Here is a 21985-nt window from a genome sequence, read left to right on the forward strand (position 1 = left end):
GGGTCAGGAGTCGGGGCCGGGATCGGCCACCGGTGACGCGTTGCTGTCCTCGGTGACCAGCCCGCCGCCGGGCGGCAGCGGCGGGCCGCCGTCGTCGGGCTCGTCCTCGGCGATGGAGGGCACCTCGCCGATCTGGCCCTTCCGGCCGCCCTCGGTCGGGTCGCCGGCGTTCGGCTCGGCGCGCCCGCCCAGCTCCGAGCGGCCCTGCCCCTGGTCGGGCAGGTGGGGATCCGGGTCGTTCTCGCTCACGAGGCCTCCTCGCTGGCGCTCGTCGGCCGCGTTCGCGGCGCTGCTGCGTTCTCGCGTGGACTCGCGAGCTCGCTCACGAGGCGCTCCTGGTCTGGGTCGGGGCGTCGTCGGCCTCCTCGGCACCGGACTCGTCGTCGTCCGCCTCCGGGTGCCGGTAGGGGTCGGCGTCGCCGGCGTAGGTGGCGTTCTCGCGCAGGCGGGCGAGCTCGGCGTCGGCGGAGCGCACGCGCTCGAGGGCCTCGTCGAGCTCCCGCGCGGTGTCCGGGACGACGTCAGCGACGAAGGTCAGCGTCGGCACGAACTTGATGCCGGTCTGCCTGCCGACCGTCGAGCGCAGCACGCCGGTGGCGCTGGCCAGCGCCTTGGCGGAGTCCGCGGTCGCGGCGGCGTCGCCGTAGACGGTGTAGAAGACGGTGGCCTCGCGCAGGTCGCTGGTCACGCGGGCGTCGGTCACGGTGACCATGCCCAGCCGCGGGTCCTTGACCTGCGACTCGATCGCGGCGGACACGATCTGGCGGATGCGGACCGCGAGCTTGCGGGCGCGGGCGGGGTCGGCCACGGCAGACCTCCGGGAGTCGGGGCGTCCGGGGACACCAGGTGGACGGTCGGACGGGCGGCGGCCCACCCGGGGTGGGGGTCCTCAGTCTTCGTCGGAGAACAGCTGCCGGTGCGTCGACAGCAGCGTCACCTCCGGCCGCTCGGCCAGCAACCGCTCGCAGGCGTCGAGGACGTCGGTCACCTGGCCGGCGTCCCCCGCGACCGTGGCCACCCCGACCTGCACGCGGCGGTGCAGGTCGAGGTCGCCCACCTCGGCGGCGGCCACGGCGAAGCGGCGCCGCAGCTCGGCCACGATCGGCCGGACCACGGCGCGCTTGCCCTTGAGCGAGTGGACGTCGCCCAGCAGCAGGTCGGCGGTCAGTGACCCGGTGAACACCGAGCAACGACCCCCTTCTCCCCACTGCCCGCAGGCTCGCAGCGGGGCCCGGGTGGGGGCCCCGCTGCTGCCGGGCGACGTGCTGCGCTTCCTACGCGCGCGGCTTCTCGCGCATCTCGAACGTCTCGATGACGTCCTCGAGCTTGATGTCGTTGAACGACCCGAGCCCGATACCGCACTCGTAACCGTCGCGGACCTCGGTCACGTCGTCCTTGAAGCGACGCAGCGACTCGACGGTGAGGTTGTCGGCGACGACGACCCCGTCCCGGACCAGCCGGGCCTTCGAGTTCCGCGTGATCACGCCGCTGCGGACGATCGAGCCCGCGACGTTGCCGATGCGCGGCACCCGGAAGACCTCGCGGACCTCCGCCGAGCCGAGCGCGACCTCCTCGTACTCCGGCTTGAGCATGCCCTTGAGGGCCGCCTCGATCTCCTCGATCGCCTGGTAGATGACCGAGTAGTACCGGACGTCGACACCCTCGCGGTTGGCGAGCTCGGTGGCCTGACCCTCGGCCCGGACGTTGAAGCCCAGGACGATGACGTCGTCGGCCAGCGCCAGGTCGATGTCGCTCTTGGTGATGCCGCCGACGCCGCGGTGGATGACCCGCAGCGAGATGTCGTCGCTCACCTCGATCTTCATCAGGGCCTCCTCGAGCGCCTCGACGGTGCCCGAGTTGTCGCCCTTGATGATCAGGTTGAGCTGGCGGTTCTCCTTGAGCGCGGCGTCGAGGTCCTCGAGGCTGATCCGCTTGCGCATGGAGGCGTTCTGCGCGTTGCGGATGCGGGCCTGACGACGGTCGGCGATCTGCCGGGCGACGCGGTCCTCCTCGACGACGAGGAAGGTGTCACCGGCACGCGGCACGGAGGTGAGCCCGACGACCTGCACGGGGCGGGCCGGCAGGGCCTCCTTGAGCTTGTTGCCGTGCTCGTCGAGCAGCGACCGGACGCGCCCGTAGGCGTCACCGGCCACGATCGAGTCGCCCTGGCGCAGCGTGCCGCGCTGGACGAGGACGGTCGCGACGGGGCCGCGGCCCTTGTCCAGCTTGCCCTCGATGACCACGCCCTGCGGGTCCTGCTCGGCGTTGGCGCGCAGGTCCAGCGAGGCGTCGGCGGTCAGCAGGATCGCCGTGAGCAGCTCGTCGAGACCCTGGCGGGTGGTCGCCGAGACGTCGACGAACATCGTGTCGCCGCCGTACTCCTCGGCCACGAGCCCGTACTCGGTGAGCTGCTGACGGATCTTGGCGGGGTTGGCCCCCTCCTTGTCGATCTTGTTGACCGCGACCACGATCGGCACCTCGGCGGCCTGGGCGTGGTTGAGCGCCTCGACCGTCTGCGGCATCACGCCGTCGTCGGCCGCCACGACCAGGACGACGATGTCGGTGACCTTCGCGCCTCGGGCACGCATCGCGGTGAACGACTCGTGACCCGGGGTGTCGATGAAGGTGATCGGACGCTCGTAGTCCTCCAGCTCGGTGACGATCTGGTAGGCGCCGATGTGCTGGGTGATGCCACCGGCCTCGCGTGCCACCACGTTGCTGTTGCGGATGGCGTCCAGCAGCTTCGTCTTGCCGTGGTCGACGTGACCCATGACGGTGACGACCGGCGGGCGGGCGACCCAGTCCTCCTCGTCACCCTCGTCGCCGAAGGTGAGGTCGAAGGTCTCGAGGAGCTCGCGGTCCTCGTCCTCGGGGCTGACGACCTGGATGTCCCACTCGATCTCCGCGCCGAGCAGCTGCAGCGTCTCGTCGTTGACCGACTGCGTCGCGGTGACCATCTCGCCCAGGTGGAACAGGGCGGTGACCAGCGCGGCCGGCTGGGCGCCGATCTTCTCGGCGAGGTCGGTCAGCGAGGCGCCGCGGGGCAGCCGGACGACCTGTCCGTGGCCACGCGGCAGGGCGACGCCGCCCATGCTGGGCGCCGCCATGGAGTCGAACTCCTGACGCCGCTGCTTCTTGCTCTTGCGCCCGCGGACCGGACCACGGCCGCCGGGACGCCCGAAGGCACCCGCAGTACCCGCACCCGAGCCGCCGCGACCGCGACCGCGGCCACCGCCGCCACCACGGAAGCCGCCACCCGCGGGGGCGCCACCGGCACCGCCGCCGCCACCGGGGCCACCGCCACCGGGACGGAAACCGCCACCGCCGCCACCACCGCCGGGACCACCCGGACGGCCACGGCCACCGGGGCCACCGGGGCCGCCGGGGCCACCACCGGGACGGCCGGCACCGGCCGGACGCGGCGGCATCATGCCGGGCGAGGGGCGCTGCGGCATCATGCCCGGGTTCGGGCGGGGGCCGCCCGGACCGGCCGCGGGACGCGGACCACCCGGACGGGGACCGCCGGCACCGGGCGCCGGGCGGGGACCGCCGGCACCGGGACCGGGACGGGGGCCGCCCGCCGCGGGACCGGGGCGGGGGCCGCCGGCAGCCGGGCCGGGACGCGGACCAGCGGCAGCCGGACCCGGACGCGGGGCGCTGCTGAAGGGGTTGTTGCCCGGCCGCGGAGCCGGACGGGGACCCGGACGCGCGCCGGCACCGGGAGCACCGCCACCGGGACGGGGCGCGCCGGGCGCCGCCGGGCGCGGGGTGCCGGGACGCGCGGCACCCGGGACGGGACCACCGGCCGGACGCGGCGCGGGCGCACCCGGCCGCGGAGCGCCGGGCGAGACCGGACCCGGACCCTGCGGCGCGGCCGGCTGCTGGGTCGGGGCACTGGCCGCCGGCGCCTGCGGTGCACTGGCCGCCGGGGCCTGCGGTGCACTGGCCGCCGGGGCCTGCGGTGCACTGGCCGCCGGGGCCTGCGGTGCACTGGCCGCCGGGGCCTGCGGTGCACTGGCCGCCGGGGCCTGCGGTGCACTGGCCGCCGGGGCCTGCGGTGCACTGGCCGCCGGGGCCTGCGGTGCACTGGCCGCCGGGGCCTGCGGGGCGGCGGGCTGCTGGACCGGGCGCGGACCGGGCATCGGAGCGCCCGGACGCGGGGCGCCGGGGCGCGGACCGGGCGTCGTGCCGGCCGACGGCGCGGGCGCCGACGGGGCGGCCGGCGCCTGCGGAGCGCGCGCGGCGGGAGCCTGCGTGGGCGCCGGAGCGGCCGGACGGGGCGCGAACGGGCCGGGACGGGCCGCGGGGGCACCGCCGCCGTTGCCACCGCCGTTGCCACCGCCGCTGCTGCCGGTGGATGCGCCGAGGGCCTCCCGGAGCCGCCGGGCCACGGGGGCCTCGACGGTCGAGGAGGCGGACTTCACGAACTCGCCCTGCTCCTTGAGCTTGGCGAGCACGGTCTTGCTGTCGACCCCGAACTCCTTGGCGAGTTCGTGGACGCGGGCTTTGCCTGGCACGGATCTCCTCTGGTGAGGCCGGCGGCTCGCCCGCGCGACCTCGTCGTCAGTGGTACATGGTCTGGCTTGTCATCGTGGGGACTTCACGGCTTGCTCATCCGACGACGTCCTGCTCTCGACGTGCGGACCGGCCGGTCGCCGGTCCGTCTGTGGGAAGTGCGGTCTGTCGTTCGTTCGCGGTCGCCCGCTCCGGGGTCCTGCCCGGCGCGTCGGCGCCGAGGACGTGGGCCCGGAGCGGACCGGCCTCCACCGCAGCGCCGCCCGGTAGGCGCAGCGCCCGGGGGAAGGCCCGGCGTCGCTCCGCTGCGTGCAGGCACTCCGGTGTGGGGTGCAGGGACGCGCCCCGGCCGGGGAGCCTCCGCCGGGGGTCCGGCACGAGGGTCCCGGACCGGAGGACGACACGCAGCAGGTCGGTGACCGGAGCGCGGTTCCGGCAGCCCACGCAGGTGCGCACCGGGATCGACGTTTCGGCCACCCCGTACTCTAGCGCGCCGCGGGACCCCGTTGTTCCGGCCGCCGGGGACCGGAGCGCAGGGCACCTCCCCCAGGGGACGTGCGCCCACCCGGCGCCCCGGCGCGGACCGGCGGCGGGCCCGACCGCAGCGGCGGCCGGCCGACGCCCGGCGAGGGGGTGGCGTCGTCGGGCTGGGCGTCGCTGCGGATGTCGATCCGGCAGCCGGTGAGCCGGGCGGCGAGGCGGGCGTTCTGCCCCTCCTTGCCGATGGCCAGCGACAGCTGGAAGTCCGGGACGACGACCCGCACCGCCTTGGCCTTCGGGTCGACCAGCGTCGCGCTGCTCACCCGGGCCGGGCTGAGCGCGGAGGCCACGAACGTCGCGGGGTCGTCGGACCAGTCGACGATGTCGATCTTCTCGCCGTGCAGCTCGCTCATCACGTTGCGCACGCGCTGGCCCATCGGCCCGATGCACGCGCCCTTGGCGTTGAGCCCGGGCACCGACGTGCGGACGGCGATCTTCGAGCGGTGCCCGGCCTCGCGGGCGACCGCGACGATCTCGACGCTGCCGTCGGCGATCTCGGGGACCTCGAGGGCGAACAGCTTGCGGACCAGGTTCGGGTGGGTGCGCGAGACGGTCACCTGCGGGCCGCGGTGGGTGCGGGCGACCGAGACGACGTAGGCGCGCAGCCGGCTGCCGTGCGGGTAGCGCTCGCCGGGCACCTGCTCGGCGGCGGGCAGGACGGCCTCGACCTTGCCGATGTCGACCAGCACCGAGCCCTGGGCGTTGCGGCGGGCGTCGGCCTGGACGACGCCGCTGACGATGTCGCCCTCCTTGCCCGCGTACTCGCCGAAGGTCTGCTCGTGCTCGGCGTCGCGCAGCCGCTGCACGATGACCTGCTTGGCGGTGCTGGCCGCGATCCGGCCGAAGTCGCCGGGGGTGTCGTCCCACTCGCGCACGACCTCGCCGTCGGCACCGAGCTCCTGGGCCAGCACCGCGACCTCGCCGGACTTGCGGTCGACGTGCACCCGCACGTGCTTGGCCGCGCCGTCGGCGTGGCGGTAGGCGGTCACCAGCGCCGTCTCGATGGCCTCGATGACCGTGTCGGCGGGGATGCCCTTCTCCCGCTCGACCGCCTTGAGGGCGGTCACGTCGATGTTCACTGTCCTCCTCCGTCGTCGTCGCCCTCGTCGTCGTCCAGCTCGTCGTCCAGCTCGTCGTCCAGCTCGTCGTCGTCGGGCTCGTCCTGCGCGGGCCCGTCGTGCGCGGGCTCGTCCTTGCCCGGGCGGCCGAACTCGACCTGCACCCGGCCGGCCCCGAGCTCGGCCCAGGACACCTGCCGGGGCGTCGGCGGGCGCTTGCGCGCGCCCGGCTTGGCCTTCGCCTCGACCGCGAGGGTCACACCCTCCCCGTCGACGGCGGTGATCCGTCCGGTCACCTGCTCGGCCGCCCCGGCCGGGCCGACGGTCACGGTCACCAGGCGGCCGGTGTTGCGCCGCCAGTGCCGGGGCTCGGTGAGCGGCCGGTCCACACCGGGGCTGGTCACCTCGAGCACGTAGGGGGCGCGGCCGAGGTCGCCGTCCTTCTCGTCGAGCACCGCCGACACCGCACGGCTGACCTCGGCGACGTCGTCGAGGGACACGCCCTGGTCGCGGTCGACGACCACGCGGACGACGCTGCGCCGGCCGGCGGGGGTGACCACCAGCTCCTCGAGGTCGTAGCCGGCAGCGCCGACCACGGGCTCGATCCACCCGGCCAGCCGCGTGGCGGCCGGGTCGTCCTGCCGCGACCTGGCGGCCGCGTCCTGCCGCGACCTGGCGGCCGGGTCCTGCCGCGACCTGGCGGCCGGGTCCTGCCGCGACCTGGCGGCCGGGTCCTGCCGTGACCTCGCGGACACGGGCTCCCTCCTCTGCAACCGGTCGGAGCTCGTGCTCGGCGGACCGCACCGCCCGGGGCCGCGCCGATGGCGCGGGCTCGCGCGGCACCGGCCGCGGCGTACCCGGGGAATGGTCAGGCTACCGCTCCCCCGTGCGCCCGGGCGCGGGCGCCGGGGGCGGGGAGTGCTGCGGCCGCACCGACGCGCCACGGCCGCTGCCCGGCGGACCGGGCGGCTCCTGGGAGACTGGCGGCGATGTCCGACTCCCCCGCCTCCGCCGGGTTCCCGCGCCGGCGCCTGCTGACCGGGACCGCCGGGCTGGCGCTGCTGCTGGCCGGCTGCACGTCGGGCGGGTCCGGGGCGGCGGCGGAGGAGACTACCGCGGCGCAGGAGGACCGCCTCACGGCACAGGTCCCCGTGCAGGAGGCGGTGGTGGCCGCCTACGACGCGGCGCTCGCCGCCGACCCAGCGCTCGGCGGCACGGTCCCCGACCTCCCCGGTCAGGCCCGCGAGCAGCTGGAGCGGCTGCGCGCGGCGGCACCGGGAGCGACCGCCTCGTCGTCGTCCGTCCCGCCCGGGCCGCCGGCCGGGACGGACGTAAGGGCGTGGCTGCGCGACCAGGTGTCCGCGGCGGCCACCGCCCACGCGGCCGCCTGCGTGGAGGCCTCGGGCGCCGGGGCGGCACTGCTGGGGTCGCTGGCGGCGGGGCTGCGCGGGCACGCCGCCGCTCTCGCATGAGGTCCGGCACGAGGGAGGCGCGACGTGGCTGACGACGGGACCACCGCGAGCACGGAGGACGCCGCCCTGGGCGACGTCCTCGCCGCCGAGCACGCCGCGGTGTGGGGCTACGGCGTCGTCGGCGCGGCCCTGCCCGTCGACGGCCGGGCACCGGCCGCCGAGGGTGAGCAGGCCCACCGCGACTCCCGCGACCGGCTCTCGGAGCTGCTCGACGGGCGGGACGCCGACCCGGTGCCGGCCGCGGCCGGCTACCGGCTGCCCTTCCCGGTGCTCTCGGCGGTCGACGCCGCGGCCCTGGCGGTCGTCCTCGAGGAGGGCGTCTCGGCGGCCTGGGTGGCGCTGCTCGACTCCGCCGGGGACGCCCCGGTGCGGCAGCTGGCGGTCGACTCCCTCGGCGCCGCCGAGGAGCGCGCGGTGACCTGGCGCGCCGCGGCCGGCCGGACCCCCGTCACCACGGCCCTGCCCGGACTCCCCGGCTCCTGAACCGGTGAGGGACCGGGAAGCGGACGGCGGCGCGATCCTACGGTCGCCCGATGCCGTGGATCCGGACCCCGCCCGAGGACGGCGCCCCGCCCGACGTGGCGGCCGCCTACGACCGTGACCGGGAGACACTCGGGTACGTCCCCACCTACACGCGCGTCTTCGCCCACCGGCCTGCCGTGCTCGAGGCCTGGCACGCCCTCGACGGCGCGGTCGAGGCGTCGATGGACCCCCGCCGCTACGAGCTGGCCACGCTGGCCGCCGCCCTCCGGTTGCGGTCCAGCTACTGCTCGCCGGCCCACGGCAAGGTCCTCGCCGAGCAGTTCGACGGCCCGGTGGCCGTGGTGGACGCCGCGACCGACCCCGCGGCGGCACCGCTGTCGGAGGTCGACCGGGCGGTCATGCGGCTCGCGGACACGGTGGCCGCCGGAGCCGCCCGCATGACCGAGGACGACCTCGCCGAGGTGCGCGGACTGGGCCTGGACGACGCCGAGATCCTCGACGTCGTCCTGACCGCGGCGGCCCGCTGCTTCTCCAGCAGCGTGCTGGACGCGGTGGGCGCGGAGCCCGACGCGGCCTGTTCCGCGCTCGACCCGGCCGTCCGCGACGCGCTCGCCGTCGGCCGCCCCATCGCCTCGGCCCGAGCGGCGGCGCCCGTCATCCCAGGGCGCCGAGGAAGGCGTCGGTCACGGCGACGGCGACGCTGCTGGACCCGCCGCCCTCGACGAGCACCGCGAAGGCGATGTCGCCCTGCGGGCCGGCCAGCTGGTAGCCCATGAACCAGCCGTGCGCGTCCGGCGGGGTGTTGCTGCCGTACTCGGCGGTGCCCGTCTTGCCGTAGACCTCCCCGCGGTCGGCCAGCGCCTCGGCGGTCCCGGTGAGCACGACCTGCCGCATCAGCGGCCGCAGCTGGTCGAGCACCGCCCGGCCCGGACCGGCCGGCGCCGGCCCGGCCGGGTCGCCGCCGACGACCTCGACCGGGGCGGCCGGAGTGCCGCTGGCGACACCCGCGGCCACGAGTGCCAGCTGCGCCGGGCTCATGAGCACCTGGCCCTGGCCGATCGTGTCCGCCGCCTTGGTGGTGCCGGTCGAGTCGGCCGGGACGCTGCCGCTGAAGACGTCGACCGGCAGCTGCCAGTCGCTGCCCACGCCGTAGGACGCGGCCGCCGCGGCGAGGGCGTCGTCGGGCAGCTGCAGGCCGGCCTGGATGAACGTCGTGTTGCAGGACTCGGCGAAGGCCTCGGTGAAGGGCACGGTGCCGAGGTCGAACTGGTCCTGGTTCTCGAACTCGCGGCCCTCGACGACCGTCGTCCCCGGGCAGGTGACCGGGGTGTCCGGGGTGAGCCCGCCGGTGGAGAGCAGTGCCGTCGCCGTGATGGTCTTCATGCTCGAGCCCGGCGGGTACTGGCCGGTCAGCGCGTTGCCGGCCACGGCGGCCCCGTTGGAGGAGACGGCCAGGATCTCGCCCGTGCCGGGCCGCACGACGACCAGGTGGGTGGCCAGCGGCTGGGTGGCGACGGCGCCGTCGGCGGCGTCCTGCAGCACGCGGACCAGCGGCGTCTGGATCGGACGGCCGGCGGCCGGGTCGACGGCGGCGACCTGCCGGCCGGCGTCACCGGTGGACTCGTCGGCGCTGACCACCGAGACGGTGAAGCCGGGCGTGCCGGTGAGCTGCTCCTGGAAGGCGCGCTGCAGACCCGACAGGCCCAGCTGGTCACCGCCGGCGTAGGCGGCCACCCCGTCGGTGGTCGTCTCCTCGATCACCTCGGCGGTGGCCTCGCCGACCCGGCCGAGCAGTGCGGAGGCGAACCCGGTCGAGGGCGGGAGCAGGCGCGTCTCGGTGGGGAAGACGGCGCCGGGCAGGTCGAAGACCTGCGCGCGGATGGCCTCGAACGCCGGGCGGCGCAGCGCGATGACCGGGACGAACTGGCCGGGCGGCGCGGCCTGCACGTCGGCGGTGATCTCCTCGGCCGCGACGCCGGTGGCCGCCGACAGCGCGGAGGCGAGCGCGGGCAGGTCGGTGACCTGGCCGGTGTCGACGCCGACGTTGACGACCTCGGTGGGGGCGAACAGCGGCGTGCCGGCGGCGTCGGTGACCGCGGCGCGCTCGGGCAGGGCGCGGGCCAGGAGCAGGCGCTGGCCCTCCCCCAGCTCCGGGTGCACGACGGTGGGCTCGGCGACCACCTGCCAGGCGTCGGCGCCGTCCCCGTCCCCGTCGCGCAGCTCCAGGGTGGCGTCGTAGGTCCAGTCCGGAGCGGCGTCGAGGTCCCAGGTGGCGGTCCACGCGGCGGTGGCGGTGCCGTCCTCGACGGTGACCGCGCCGAGCTCGGCGCCGAGCGTGGCGCCGGGCAGGTCGGCGGCGGTCTGCTCGAGCAGCGCGCCGGCCGCGTCGGGGTCGGTGGTCGCGGCGGCCGCGGCACCGGTGTCCCCGCCCGACCAGTCGTCGAGGAAGGCCTGCGCGGCGGCGCGGACGTCGTCGTCGGAGCTGCCGGAACAGGCCGCCAGGGCGGGGGCGGAGAGGAGGGTCAGGACCGTGCCGAGGACCGCCGTGCGTCGTGCTGCCACGTCGGGACACCCTGTCAGACCGCGGCGACGATCCGATGGCGACGTGCTGGAACGGCCTCCCTGCAGGGACCCGTCGCGAGCGTGCGAGTGACGGGGAGCAGGGAGGTCCTCAGAACAGGACGCTCGCGTAGCGGCCGACCTCGCGGAAGCCGACCCGGGTGTACACCGCTCGGGCCGGGGCGTTGTAGTCGTTGACGTAGAGGCTGACGACCGGGGCGATGCTGGTGCGGGCGTACTCGACGACGGCGGCCATCCCGGCGGCGCCGATCCCGCGGCCACGCCACTCCGGAGCGGTCCACACGCCCTGCACCTGGCAGGCGGCGCGCGACACCGCGCCGATCTCGGCCTTGAACAGCACCCGGCCGTCCTCGATCCAGGCCAGCGACTGCCCGGCGCGGACCAGGTCCTCGACCCGCGCCCGGTAGCCGACGCCGCCGTCGACCCGCAGCGGGCTGACGCCGACCTCCTCGGTGAACATCGCCACCGCGGCGGGCAGCAGCACGTCGACCTCGCGCGGCCGGACCGGACGGACGCGCGGCTCCGGGGCGACCGCGGGTGGCCCCTCGATGGCCATCAACGGCTGCCGGGGGCGGTGGTCGCGGGCCGGGCCCCAGGAGGGCTCGAGCAGCTCCCACAGCGGGTCGACCGCCGCGGCCGGCCCGACGATCGTCGAGCACCGCCGGCCGGCCCGGCGCGCGCGCTCGGCGAAGGCGACCGCCGCGGCCCGCTCCGCGCCGGGGACGGCGAACGGGATGAGGTTCGCCCCGGCCAGGCAGACCGCGTCGAGGCTGCGGCCGCTGCCGATGCCCCACAGGGGGGCGCCGAGGGAGGTCGGCGCAGTGCCGGCCACCTCGATGCGCCCGGCGAGCACGCAGGCCGCGACGGGGTCGGCGGCCAGCAGCCGGCGCACGGCCGGCTCGTCGGTCTCGTCGAGGACGCGGGCGGTCGGCGAGCGGAGCACGGTCGGACCCGGGGAGAGGGGGCGGGGTCAGCTGACGGTGACGACGGGCGGGCCCGAGGGGACGTCGGCGGCGGTGTGCTCGCCGGCGGGGGGCTGGGCGGCGGCGAGGCGCAGAGCCTCCTCGATCAGCGTCTCGACGATCTGCGACTCGGGCACCGTCTTGACGACCTCGCCCTTCACGAAGATCTGGCCCTTGCCGTTTCCGGAGGCCACGCCCAGGTCGGCCTCGCGGGCCTCACCGGGGCCGTTGACGACGCAGCCCATGACGGCCACCCGCAGCGGCACCTCGAGCCCGTCGAGGCCGGCGGTCACCTCGTCGGCGAGCTTGTAGACGTCGACCTGCGCGCGCCCGCACGAGGGGCAGCTGACGATCTCCAGGCCGCGCTGGCGCAGGTTCAGCGACTCGAGGATCTGGGTGCCGACCTTGACCTCCTCGACCGGCGGGGCGGAGAGGGAGACGCGGATCGTGTCGCCGATGCCCTGGGACAGCAGCGCGCCGAAGGCGACGGCGGACTTGATCGTCCCCTGGAACGCGGGGCCGGCCTCGGTGACGCCCAGGTGCAGCGGGTAGTCGCACTGCGCGGCCAGCAGCTCGTAGGCCCGCACCATGACCACCGGGTCGTTGTGCTTGACCGAGATCTTGATGTCGCGGAAGTCGTGCTCCTCGAACAGCGAGCACTCCCACAGCGCCGACTCGACCAGCGCCTCGGGCGTGGCCTTGCCGTACTTGGCCAGCAGCCGCTTGTCCAGCGACCCGGCGTTGACGCCGATGCGGATCGGGATGCCGGCGCCCTTGGCCGCCCTGGCGATCTCGCCGACCTTGTCGTCGAACTTCTTGATGTTGCCGGGGTTCACCCGGACCGCCGCGCAGCCGGCGTCGATCGCGGCGAACACGTACCGCGGCTGGAAGTGGATGTCGGCGATGACCGGGATCTGCGACTTCCTCGCGATGATCGGCAGCGCCTCGGCGTCGTCGGTGTCGGGGACGGCGACCCGCACGATCTGGCAGCCCGAGGCGGTGAGCTCGGCGATCTGCTGGAGCGTGGCGTTGATGTCGGCGGTCTTGGTGGTCGTCATCGACTGCACGCTGACCGGGGAGTCGCTGCCGACGCCCACGCCGCCCACGTCCAGCTGCCGCGTCTTCCGGCGCGGTGCCAGGACGGGCGGGGGCGCGGCGGGCATGCCGAGGGCGACGGGGATGGCCATGACCTCGAGTATCCCCGCATGCACGGGGTCGGCGCCGTCGGCTACTGCAGTGTGATGGGGTTGACGACGTCGGCGATGAGCAGCAGCCCCGACAGCGCGATGAACAGGCCCGCGACGAGGTAGGCGACCGGCATGAGCCGGGCGATGTCGAAGGGGCCGGGATCGGGACGGCCGCGCCAGCGGGCGACCACCGAGCGCAGCTTCTCGTAGACCGCCCCGGCCACGTGCCCGCCGTCGAGCGGGTAGATCGGCACCAGGTTGAACAGGAACAGCACCAGGTTGACGCTGGCCAGGAGGCTGAGGAAGAAGCTCAGCTTCTCGGCGCCGCTGAACTCCTGGATGGCGAACACCTCGCCGGAGATGCGGCCCACGCCGACCACGCCGATCGGGCCGTTGACGTCGCGCTCCTCGCCGAGGAACGCCGCCCGGAACAGCTGCGGCACCCGCTCGGGGATCTCCAGCAGCCGCTGCACCGACTGGGACACGACCATCCCGAAGTAGCCGGGCAGGTCACCGGCCGACTGGCGGGCGAACCCGAACACCGGGCTGACGCCGAGGTATCCGGCGGTCATCGTGCCCTCGCCGTCGTCGGTGGCGACGACGTTCTCGATCGGTGTGACGGTGAGCTCGCGCTGCGCCCCGTCGCGCTCCACGGTGAGCGACAGCGACTGCCCGGCCGAGCCGCGGATCGCCTGCTGCACCGTCGTCCAGCTGTCGTAGGCGGTGGGGTCGACCTGCTGCCCGTCGACCGCCACGATCGTGTCGCCCGGCCGCAGGCCGGCCTCGGCGGCGGGGCTGGCCACCGGCCGCGCGCACCCGGGGGTGCCCTCCCCGCAGACCTGCCCGGCGTCGGCGCCGCTGGTGACGATCGGGATGCCGCAGACGTCCCGGTCCTGCTCCTCGGCGAGGGCGATGCTCCGCGCGCCGGCCGGGACGACGCACGCCGGCACCGTGTCGAGCTGGGTGGTGATGACGTTGGTGCCGATCGCGGTCAGCGTGATGCCGAAGAAGACGACGGCGAGCACCAGGTTGTGGAACGGCCCGGCGAACATGACGATCACGCGCTGCCACCAGGGCTTGGCGTAGAACACGCGGCCGGCGTCGCTGGGCCGGACGTCGTCGAGGGCCTGGCCGCGGACCTCGGCGATGAACCTCCGCATGCGGGTGGCGCGCTTGCTCTCGCCCTCCTCGGCCGGCGGGATCATGCCGACGATGCGGATGTAGCCGCCCAGCGGGATGGCCTTGATGCCGAACTCGGTCTCGCCGCGGCGGCGGGAGAACACCGTGGGGCCGAAGCCGACCATGAACTGCGGGACCCGCATGCCGAACTTCCGCGCCCAGAAGAAGTGGCCGTACTCGTGGAAGCCGATGCTGAACAGCAGGCCCACCGCGAACGCGGCGATCCCGAGGACGGTCAGCAGGATGCTCAGTTCGGGCCTCCGGCAAGGGCGGCGCGGGCGTGCTGCCGGGCCCAGCGCTCGGCGGCCAGCACGTCGTCCACGCAGGTGGGGGCGCCGAGGTCCGGCGCGTCGTCGAGGGTACGCGCGACCAGGCCCACGACGTCCGGGAAACGCAGGCGCCCCGCCACGAACGCCGCGACCGCCTCCTCGTTGGCCGCGTTGTAGACCGCCGGGACGACGCCGCCGGCCTCCCCCGCCGCGCGCGCGAGCCGCACCGCCGGGAACGCGTCGGGGTCCAGCGGCGCGAACTCCCAGGTGCTGGCCGTCGACCAGTCGAGAGCCGGCTGCACGTGCGGCAGCCGGTCGGGCCAGGCCAGCGCCAGCGCGATCGGCAGCCGCATGTCCGGCGGGCTGGCCTGGGCGATCGTGGCGCCGTCGGCGAAGGTGACCATCGAGTGCACGATCGACTGCGGGTGCACCACGACGTCGATGTCGGCGTAGGGGACACCGAAGAGCAGGTGCGCCTCGATCAGCTCCAGGCCCTTGTTGACCAGGGTGGCGGAGTTGATCGTCACCACCGGCCCCATGTCCCAGGTCGGGTGCGCGAGCGCCTGTTCGACGGTGACGTCGGCGAGGTCGGTGGCGGCGCGCCCGCGGAACGGGCCGCCGCTGGCGGTGAGCACCAGCCGGGCCACCTCGCTCCTGTGCCCGCCGCGCAGGCACTGCGCCAGCGCCGAGTGCTCGGAGTCCACCGGCACCAGCTGGCCGGGGGCGGCCGCGGCGGTGACCAGGTCCCCGCCGGCGACCAGCGACTCCTTGTTCGCCAGGGCGACGACGTTGCCCGCCCGCAACGCCGACAGCGTGGGGCCGAGGCCGACGGAGCCGGTGATCCCGTTGAGGACGACGTCGGCGCGGCGGGCGGCGAGCTCCTCGGCGGCACGCGGTCCGGCGAGGATCTCCGGCAGCGCGTACTCCCCCTTCGCCCAGCCGCGCTGCGAGGCCGCCGCGTAGAAGGCCAGCTGCAGGTCCTGGGCCGCCGTCGCCCGGGCCACCGCCACCGTGCGCACGCCGAGGGTCAGCGCCTGCTCGGCCAGCCGGGCGACGTCGCCCCCGCCGGCGGCCAGCGCGGTGATCCGCAGCCGGTCGGGGTTCTGCTCGGCGACCGCGATCGCCTGGCGGCCGATCGAGCCGGTGGAGCCCAGCACGGTGACCTCGCGCGGCTCGCTCATGCGGCGATCCTGCCAACCCGCGCTCCGGCACGCGCGCACGGCAGCCCGACCCGCCTTCCTGACCCGCCGCGACCTCGGCCGGTGGGCGACGGGCGGGACTGGCAGGATGGGGGGCGTGAGCGAGCACCACGGCCCAGGGGTCCGTCAGGACAACGCGCTGACCACGCGGGTGAACCAGCCCGGCCGCGAGGAGGGCATCGTCCGCGCCGGCGACCACCCGATCGAGGAGGAGCGCCCCGAGGACTGGGGCTGGCACCACCGCATGCGGAAGGCCCCGCAGATCGCCGGCTGGCTCTCCGTGCTCGCCCTGCTGTCCTACCTCTGGGGCAACCACGAGGCCCGCTTCGAGGACCTGTGGCTCGTCGGCATCGCCGCGGGGCTCGTCGTCCTCCTGCTGTGGGACCTGCGCCGCAAGCGCACCGCCTGGCGTCCCTAGGAGGACCTCCCTGCCCCCCACCGCTCGCAGGCTCGCGGCGGGACCCTGCAGGCAGGCCACCCAACGCCCGACGCCCGATCCGGCTCCCTGCCGGGTCGGGCGTCGGTCGTCCTAGGAGGTCGTGACGCCGATCGCCGCGCCGATGAGGTAGGTGGCCCCGGCCGCGACCGCACCGAAGAGCAGCTGGCGCAGGCCGGCGAACCACCACGGCCGCGGGGTGAAGCGCGAGGACAGCGCGCCGGCCACCACCAGGCCCAGCCCGCCGCACAGCAGCGCCACCCACAGCAGCGAGAGCCCGAGCAGGTAGGGCAGCAGCGGCAGCACCGCGCCCAGCGAGAAGGTCAGGAACGACGAGACCGCCGCCGTCGTCGGTGAGGGCTGGTCCTCCGGGCTGACGCCGAGCTCGGCGAGGACGTGCAGCCGCAGCGCCACCTCCGGGTCGCGGGACAGCTGGGTGGCCACCTCGGTGGCCAGCCCCTCCTCGACGCCGCGGGCGCGCAGCATGCCGACCAGCTCGGCGTGCTCCTCCTCGGGGTGGTGCTCCAGCTCGCGCCGCTCCTTGGCGACCTCGAGCTCGAGCTGCTCGTTCTGCGTCTTCACCGACGTGTACTCACCCAGCGCCATCGAGATCGCGCCGGCCACGAGGCCCGCGACGCCGGAGAGCACGATCGTGCGGGGCGCCGCTCCCCCACCGCCGACGCCGGCGACGAGGGCGGTGTTGGTGACCAGCCCGTCCATCGCACCGAAGACGGCGGCGCGCAGCCAGCCACCCGAGGCGTCGGCGTGGTGGTGCTCGTGCAGGGCCGCCGGCTCGCCCTGGGGGCGGTCGTCGGTACCGGCCGTCACACGTCGGCCTAGGCGCCCAAGGGCACCGGGGGCTCGAGCGCCGGGGTGGGCGTGGCGACCGTGGGGACGCCGTCGGCACCCCCGGCGACGAGGTCGGCAGCCGCGAGCTGCCCGCAGGCGCCGTCGATGTCCTGGCCGCGGGTGTCGCGGACCGTCGTCGGCACCCCGTGCGCGCGCAGCCGGGCCACGAACTCCCGCTGCGCCGGCAGGGGGCTGGCGTCCCAGGGGCTGCCCGGCGTCGGGTTCAGCGGGATGAGGTTGACGTGCGCCAGCCGCTCGGCCAGCAGCCGGCCCAGCTGGTCGGCGCGCTCGGGCTGGTCGTTGACGTCGCGGATCAGCGCGTACTCCACCGAGTACCGGCGGCCGGTCCGGGCGGCGTAGGCGTCGGCGGCGTCGACCACCTCGGCCACCTTGTGCCGGGTGTTGATCGGCACGAGGGTGTCGCGCAGCTCGTCGTCGGGGGCGTGCAGGCTCACCGCGAGGGTGACGTGCAGGTCCTCCTCGGTCAGCCGCCGGATGGCCGGCACCAGGCCCACCGTGGAGACGGTGACCGACCGCTGCGACAGGCCGAGGCCCCAGGGCGCGGGGGTCAGCAGCGCGTCGAGGGTCCGGCGGACGCGCGCGTAGTTGGCCAGCGGCTCGCCCATGCCCATGAAGACGACGTTGGACAGCCGGCCCGGGCCGCCGGGGATCTCACCGGAGGCCATGGCCGCAGCGGCCGCGACCGCCTGCCCGATGATCTCCGCCGCCGAGAGGTTGCGGGTCAGCCCCTGCTGCCCCGTGGCGCAGAACGGGCAGGCCATGCCGCAGCCGGCCTGGCTGGAGATGCACACGGTGGCGCGGTCGGGGTAGCGCATGAGCACGCTCTCGACCAGCGCGCCGTCGTGCAGCCGCCACAGCGTCTTGCGGGTGCGGCCGCCGTCGGCGGACTGGTGCCGGACCGGCGTGAGCAGCCCCGGGAGCAGGGCCTCGGTCAGCGTCTCGCGCACCGCGACCGGCACGTCGGTCATCCGCGCGGGGTCGGTGGTGCCACGGAAGAAGTGCCGGGCGAGCTGGTCGGCGCGGAAGGCCGGCTGCCCGAGCCCGGCGACGGCGGCACGCGCCTCCTCGCGGGTCAGGTCGGCGAGGTGGCGCGGCGGCTTGCCCCGGCGGGGGGCGTCGAGGACGAGCGGCAGGGCAGTCATGGCGTGTCCATGGTCCCACCCGTGCGCGGCGCGTGGGCCGCGCCGCGGGTGAGGTCCCTCGCTCAGCGCCCCCGGCCGCCGGCCACCGTGGTCTCCGGTGCCGTCGTCGGCGTCGGCGTCGGCGTGGCGGTCTGGTCGACGTCGTCCGTGCCCGTCGGGGGCTCGTCGGTGGGCTCGGGGGTCGTCGGCGGGGTGGGCACCGTCGTGGGGGTGGGCACCGTCGTCGGGGTGGGGGTCGTCGTCGGGGTGGGGGTCGTCGTCGGGATGGGCGTCGGTGCGGGGATCTCCTCCACGACGGGGTCCTCCACCGGCGTCACGGTCGGCGGCGGAGGAGGCACGACCGGGTCCACCGCGGTCCCGGCGGGGACCGCAGGCCCGACCGGCTGCACCACGGGTGGGGCGGCCGGGAGAGCGGCCGGCGCCGGCGGGACGACGACCTGTCGTACCGGCTGCAGGACCGTCGCCGGTGGGGTCGTCGGAGACGACGGGGCGCGGGCGGGCACCGGCGCGGGGGCGACGACGAGTTCCTGGGCGGGCTCGACCGGCGGCGGGACGGGAGTCGACGGCGCGGCCGGGACGACGAGGACCCCCGGCGGCCGGATCGGCGGCGGGGTGCGCGGGGTCGAGGGAGCCGCCGTGGGCGAGGACTGCACGGCCGCGGTCGGGACCGCGCCGGACGACGAGCCCGCCACCAGGGCCGCCCCCGCGACGGCGCCGGCGGCCATGAGCGTCAGGACGGCGGTGACGCCCAGCCGGCGCCGCGGCCGCACGCGAGGTGCGACGACGACCCGAGGGCGCACGGTCCCGACGTCGGCCGGGCCGGCGGCCGCCAGGACCGTCTCGAGCGCGTGGGCCTCGGGAGCCGGGTCCCAGCCGAGGGCGGGCAGGACCGCGGCGTCGTCGTCCGCAGCGTCGGCGACGTCGTCCTCTGAGGCGTCGTCCTCCGCGGGGAGGGGCTCCGCGGTGAGGGGCTCCGCTGTGTCGTCCTCGAGGACGGGTCCCTCCGGCGCCGCGACATCCTCGAGGGCGACGTCTGCCAGGGCCGTGACACCGGACACCTGGCCTTCGCGAGCGTCGTCCGCGAGGGTGTGGTCCCCCGGGGCTGTGTCTGCGGCCGGGACCTGCTCGGGCAGGACGTCCTCGTCCACGGCGTCCTCGACAGTCTCGGCCTCGAGGACGTCGACCCCCGGAGCGTCGGCCTCCTCCGGAGCGTCGGCCTCCGGAGCGTCGGCCTCGGAGGCGTCGGTCTCGGGCGCCACCTCCCGGACGTCGGCCACCGGCACCGGGGCCGGCTCCGGCTCCGGCTCGTTCACCCAGCCGGGCAGCCAGTCCTGCCACACCTCGACCGTGGGTACCGCGTAGTCCTCCGCCGCCCCCACCGGGTCGATCGGGCTCCCGGCTCCCCCGAGGTCGCCGCGCGCCTCGTCGTCCTGCTGCGCCGCCATCTCACCTCGCCGTCACTCAAAGTCATGTTCCGCTCACCCCGTGGAGTGGTCATCGTGCCCGACGGATCCGGCCGGGTGCCGGAGGCGCGGCCGGGCGGGAGCGGGCGGACCGCTAGCGTCGGCCGGGTGGCCGAGGCGGATCGCGACCCCAGCCCGCTCGACGCGGTCGGCGTGGGGCCGTGGGAAGGGCCGTGGCCGCAGGACCCGCGCTACGACCCGGAACTGCTCGCCTCGGGCGACCGGCGCAACGTCGTCGACCGGTACCGCTACTGGACGGTCGAGGCGATCGTGGCCGACCTCGACCCGCGCCGGCACGCCTTCCACGTCGCCATCGAGAACTGGCGGCACGACCTGAACATCGGGACCGTCGTGCGCACGGCCAACGCGTTCCTCGCCGCCGAGGTGCACGTCGTCGGCCGCAAGCGGTGGAACCGCCGGGGCGCGATGGTGACCGACCGGTACCTGTCCGTGCGGCACCATCCCGACGCGACCGCGCTCGGCACCTGGGCTCGCCGGCAGGGACTGCCGGTGCTCGCCGTCGACAACCTGCCCGGCGCCCGCCCCCTGGAGACCGCTCCCCTGCCGCGGGCCTGCGTGTTCCTGTTCGGCCAGGAGGGGAGCGGGCTGTCGGCGGAGGCACGGGCCGTGGCCGGGGACGTCCTGTCGATCGCGCAGTTCGGCTCCACCCGCTCCATCAACGCCGGCGTCGCCGCGGGCATCGCCATGCACGCCTGGGTCCGGCAGCACGCCGACCTGACCGCCTCGGGCTGACAGCCGGGGGCCGGTGCGTCAGGCTCAGCCGGGTGGGACGACTCGATGACGTGGACCTGACCCAGCGACTCGGCAAGCGCGAGGCGAAGGAACAGCTGACCGCGGCCCAGCAGCGGCTCGTGCACCTGCGGCTGTTCCTCGGCGGCCAGCTGGGCACTCCCCTCGGACCACCGGTGTGCGTCCTGTTCGAGGGCTGGGACGCCTCGGGCAAGGGCGGGGCGATCAAGCGGCTGGTCGACGAGCTCGACCCCCGGCACGTCCGGGTGGCCCAGTTCGCCGCCCCGACGTCCACCGAGAAGCGGCACCACTTCCTCTGGCGGTTCTGGCCGGTGCTGCCCGGCTGGGGCGGCATGGCCGTCCTCGACCGCACCTGGTACGGCCGGGTGCTCGTCGAGCGGGTCGAGGGCTTCGCCTCCGAGGAGGCGTGGCAGCGGGCCTACGGCGAGATCGTGGACCTCGAGACCACGCTCGCCGCCGAGGGCATGATCCTGGTCAAGTTCTGGCTGCACGTCTCGCCCGAGGAGCAGATGCGCCGCTTCGAGTCGCGCTCCGCCGACCCGTACCGGGCGTGGAAGCTGACCGACGAGGACTGGCGCAACCGCGAGAAGCGCCCCGCGTACGAGGCCGCCGTCGAGGAGATGCTCGCGCGCACGGACCACCCGGCCGGGCGCTGGACGCTGGTCGCCGGTGACGACAAGCGGACGGCCCGGGTGGCCGTGGTCCGCACCGTGTGCGAGGCGATCGAGTCCGCCCTGGCCGCGCGCGGGATCGACCCCGACGCCGTCCCCCCGGAGTGAGCGCCCTCGTCCACCTCTGCACGCCGGCCGACTGGCGTGCGGCGCTCTCCACCGGCGCGCTGCAGCCGGCCGGGGCGCCCTTCGTGCACCTCTCGCACCCGGAGCAGGTCCACCTCCCCGCCGAGCGGCTGTTCCCCGGCCGGCCGGACATGGTGCTGCTCGTCGTCGACCCCGCACGCCTGACCGGCCCGGTGGTCGAGGAGCCCGGCGTCCCCGGCGACCCCGCCGGCATGCGCTTCCCGCACCTGTACGGGCCGTTGCCGACGGCCGCGGTGGTCGCCGTCGTGCCGTACCGCCCGCCGGTGCAGCCGGTGCTGCCCGCGCCCGACGACGCGCTGGGCCGGGCGCTGGCGCACCAGCTGTCGCTGCGGACGCGGCGGGCTCCGGAGGTGCGCGACGTCCCCGGCGGGGTCGCCGTCCTCGACGCGCGCTTCCCGTACTCGCGGGACCACAACCGGCTGCTGCTGGACGGCCCCGTCGACGCCGGCACGGTGGCGCGGGCGGCCGGCGACGTCGTCGACGGGCAGGTCCTCCCGGCCACCCTGCGCTGGCCCGGCGCCGGCGCGGTCGCCGCCGAGCTGGCTGCCGCCGGCTGGGAGGCCGAGGAGCTGCTGGTGATGGCGCGGCCCGCCGCCGCCCGGCTGCCCGGCGGCGAGCGGGCGGAGGTCGTCGCCCAGACCGACGTGCACCCGCTGTGGGAGGCCGGCTGGCGGGCCGGCCTGGCGGGGATGCCCGACCTCGACGAGGTGGTGCGGCAGCTCGTGGGCCGCGAGCAGCACAACGACCCCGTCGTCGCGGTCACCGACGTGGCGGCTCGGGAGGACGGCCGGGTGGTGGCGGCCGGACAGCTGCGGGTCGACGGCGCGACGGCGGTGGTCGAGTCGGTGATGACCGAGCCGTCCGCCCGCGGGCGGGGCCACGCCGCCGCCGTCCTCGCCCGGCTGGTCGGGCTCGCCGCGGACGCCGGCTGCGACCTCGTGGTCCTCGAGGCCGACGCGCGCGACTGGCCGCGGCACTGGTACGCCCGCCGCGGCTTCGCGACGGTCGGGTCGACCTGGGAAGTGGTCAGCCCGTAGGTCC

21 protein-coding genes and 1 pseudogene are annotated in these 21985 nt (G+C 76.0%); 6 read left to right on the top strand and 16 right to left on the bottom strand.

Annotation, left to right across the window (positions count from 1 at the left end; genetic code table 11):
* Positions 1-3: 3 nt before the first annotated feature.
* From BM414_RS13440 to rimP, 8 genes and pseudogenes are all read right to left on the bottom strand, one after another.
* Positions 4-249 (bottom strand): hypothetical protein, encoded by a 246-nt coding sequence (locus BM414_RS13440; RefSeq protein ID WP_093579955.1) that lies wholly within the window; start codon positions 247-249, stop codon positions 4-6.
* Positions 250-322: 73 nt separating this feature from the next.
* On the bottom strand, positions 323-808 hold the full coding sequence (gene rbfA / locus BM414_RS13445) for a 30S ribosome-binding factor RbfA (RefSeq protein ID WP_093579956.1): 486 nt from the start codon (positions 806-808) through the stop codon (positions 323-325).
* A gap of 81 nt (positions 809-889) precedes the next feature.
* Positions 890-1183 carry a DUF503 domain-containing protein gene (locus BM414_RS13450; protein WP_093579957.1) on the bottom strand — a complete coding sequence of 98 codons (294 nt, stop codon included), beginning with the start codon at positions 1181-1183 and terminating at the stop codon, positions 890-892.
* Between the two features lie 91 nt (positions 1184-1274).
* A complete protein-coding gene (gene infB, locus BM414_RS30825) occupies positions 1275-3107 on the bottom strand; it encodes a translation initiation factor IF-2 (RefSeq protein WP_245784702.1) in 1833 nt (610 codons plus the stop codon).
* 1263 nt (positions 3108-4370) lie between these two features.
* Positions 4371-4517: pseudogene (locus tag BM414_RS31375) on the bottom strand (translation initiation factor IF-2 N-terminal domain-containing protein); the annotation flags it as partial.
* Positions 4518-4611: 94 nt separating this feature from the next.
* The gene (locus BM414_RS13460) at positions 4612-4992 is read right to left on the bottom strand and encodes a DUF448 domain-containing protein (protein WP_093579959.1); all 381 of its coding nucleotides are present in this window, start codon (positions 4990-4992) and stop codon (positions 4612-4614) included.
* An 8-nt stretch (positions 4993-5000) separates the two neighbouring features.
* Positions 5001-6134, bottom strand: coding sequence for a transcription termination factor NusA (gene nusA / locus BM414_RS13465; RefSeq protein WP_093579960.1), 1134 nt, complete (start codon positions 6132-6134; stop codon positions 5001-5003).
* Positions 6131-6868, bottom strand: a complete 738-nt coding sequence (rimP, locus tag BM414_RS13470) for a ribosome maturation factor RimP (protein ID WP_217644712.1) — start codon at positions 6866-6868, stop codon at positions 6131-6133. The genes nusA and rimP overlap by 4 nt, the downstream gene beginning before the upstream one ends.
* Positions 6869-7102: 234 nt before the next feature.
* On the opposite strand from rimP, the gene BM414_RS13475 reads away from it, so the two are divergent.
* Together BM414_RS13475 and BM414_RS13480 are read left to right on the top strand one after the other, a co-directional pair.
* The gene (locus BM414_RS13475) at positions 7103-7585 is read left to right on the top strand and encodes a hypothetical protein (protein WP_093579961.1); all 483 of its coding nucleotides are present in this window, start codon (positions 7103-7105) and stop codon (positions 7583-7585) included.
* Positions 7586-7609: 24 nt separating this feature from the next.
* Positions 7610-8068: a ferritin-like domain-containing protein gene (locus BM414_RS13480; protein WP_093579962.1), complete on the top strand. Its 459-nt coding sequence runs from the start codon at positions 7610-7612 to the stop codon at positions 8066-8068.
* Between the two features lie 654 nt (positions 8069-8722).
* Here BM414_RS13480 and BM414_RS13485 read toward each other — a convergent pair.
* The 5 genes from BM414_RS13485 to dxr all read right to left on the bottom strand — a co-directional run bounded on the left by BM414_RS13485 (position 8723) and on the right by dxr (position 15426).
* A complete protein-coding gene (locus BM414_RS13485) occupies positions 8723-10630 on the bottom strand; it encodes a penicillin-binding transpeptidase domain-containing protein (RefSeq protein ID WP_093579963.1) in 1908 nt (635 codons plus the stop codon).
* Positions 10631-10739: 109 nt separating this feature from the next.
* A complete protein-coding gene (locus BM414_RS13490; RefSeq protein WP_093579964.1) occupies positions 10740-11591 on the bottom strand; it encodes a GNAT family N-acetyltransferase in 852 nt (283 codons plus the stop codon).
* Between the two features lie 27 nt (positions 11592-11618).
* Positions 11619-12797: a flavodoxin-dependent (E)-4-hydroxy-3-methylbut-2-enyl-diphosphate synthase gene (gene ispG, locus BM414_RS13495; RefSeq protein WP_093579965.1), complete on the bottom strand. Its 1179-nt coding sequence runs from the start codon at positions 12795-12797 to the stop codon at positions 11619-11621.
* Positions 12798-12838: 41 nt separating this feature from the next.
* Positions 12839-14185, bottom strand: a complete 1347-nt coding sequence (locus tag BM414_RS13500; RefSeq protein WP_245784703.1) for a M50 family metallopeptidase — start codon at positions 14183-14185, stop codon at positions 12839-12841.
* A 38-nt stretch (positions 14186-14223) separates the two neighbouring features.
* A complete protein-coding gene (gene dxr / locus BM414_RS13505; RefSeq protein WP_093579966.1) occupies positions 14224-15426 on the bottom strand; it encodes a 1-deoxy-D-xylulose-5-phosphate reductoisomerase in 1203 nt (400 codons plus the stop codon).
* Between the two features lie 115 nt (positions 15427-15541).
* Between dxr and BM414_RS13510 the strand changes: the two genes are divergently transcribed.
* Positions 15542-15862, top strand: a complete 321-nt coding sequence (locus BM414_RS13510; protein WP_245784704.1) for a DUF2631 domain-containing protein — start codon at positions 15542-15544, stop codon at positions 15860-15862.
* A 111-nt stretch (positions 15863-15973) separates the two neighbouring features.
* On the opposite strand, the gene BM414_RS13515 is transcribed toward BM414_RS13510, so the two are convergent.
* The 3 genes from BM414_RS13515 to BM414_RS13525 form a co-directional block, all read right to left on the bottom strand.
* Entirely contained in the window at positions 15974-16708 is a 735-nt protein-coding gene (locus BM414_RS13515; protein WP_245784705.1) for a VIT1/CCC1 transporter family protein, read from the bottom strand.
* A gap of 8 nt (positions 16709-16716) precedes the next feature.
* Entirely contained in the window at positions 16717-17892 is a 1176-nt protein-coding gene (gene rlmN / locus BM414_RS13520; protein WP_093579968.1) for a dual-specificity RNA methyltransferase RlmN, read from the bottom strand.
* Positions 17893-17954: 62 nt separating this feature from the next.
* A complete protein-coding gene (locus BM414_RS13525; protein ID WP_093579969.1) occupies positions 17955-19337 on the bottom strand; it encodes a hypothetical protein in 1383 nt (460 codons plus the stop codon).
* A gap of 126 nt (positions 19338-19463) precedes the next feature.
* Here BM414_RS13525 and BM414_RS13530 point away from each other — a divergent pair, with 126 nt between their 5' ends.
* From BM414_RS13530 to BM414_RS13540, 3 genes are read left to right on the top strand one after another with little or no spacing between them, the layout of a single operon-like run.
* Positions 19464-20108, top strand: a complete 645-nt coding sequence (locus BM414_RS13530) for a TrmH family RNA methyltransferase (protein ID WP_245784706.1) — start codon at positions 19464-19466, stop codon at positions 20106-20108.
* A gap of 32 nt (positions 20109-20140) precedes the next feature.
* On the top strand, positions 20141-20905 hold the full coding sequence (locus BM414_RS13535) for a polyphosphate kinase 2 family protein (RefSeq protein WP_093579971.1): 765 nt from the start codon (positions 20141-20143) through the stop codon (positions 20903-20905).
* The gene (locus BM414_RS13540; protein WP_093579972.1) at positions 20902-21981 is read left to right on the top strand and encodes a GNAT family N-acetyltransferase; all 1080 of its coding nucleotides are present in this window, start codon (positions 20902-20904) and stop codon (positions 21979-21981) included. The genes BM414_RS13535 and BM414_RS13540 overlap by 4 nt, the downstream gene beginning before the upstream one ends.
* The last annotated feature ends 4 nt before the right edge of the window (positions 21982-21985 follow it).

It is taken from the genome of Geodermatophilus amargosae (assembly GCF_900116515.1).
GTDB classification, from domain to species: Bacteria; Actinomycetota; Actinomycetes; order Mycobacteriales; family Geodermatophilaceae; genus Geodermatophilus; species Geodermatophilus amargosae.

Bases quoted from the DNA above. Each gene is read 5' to 3' on its own strand.
- infB (WP_245784702.1), bottom strand. From the start codon at position 3,107: ATGGCGGCGCCCAGCATGGGCGGCGTCGCCCTGCCGCGTGGCCACGGA.
- BM414_RS13475 (WP_093579961.1), top strand. From the start codon at position 7,103: ATGTCCGACTCCCCCGCCTCCGCCGGGTTCCCGCGCCGGCGCCTGCTG.
- ispG (WP_093579965.1), bottom strand. From the start codon at position 12,797: ATGGCCATCCCCGTCGCCCTCGGCATGCCCGCCGCGCCCCCGCCCGTC.
- dxr (WP_093579966.1), bottom strand. From the start codon at position 15,426: ATGAGCGAGCCGCGCGAGGTCACCGTGCTGGGCTCCACCGGCTCGATC.
- rlmN (WP_093579968.1), bottom strand. From the start codon at position 17,892: ATGACTGCCCTGCCGCTCGTCCTCGACGCCCCCCGCCGGGGCAAGCCG.
- BM414_RS13525 (WP_093579969.1), bottom strand. From the start codon at position 19,337: ATGGCGGCGCAGCAGGACGACGAGGCGCGCGGCGACCTCGGGGGAGCC.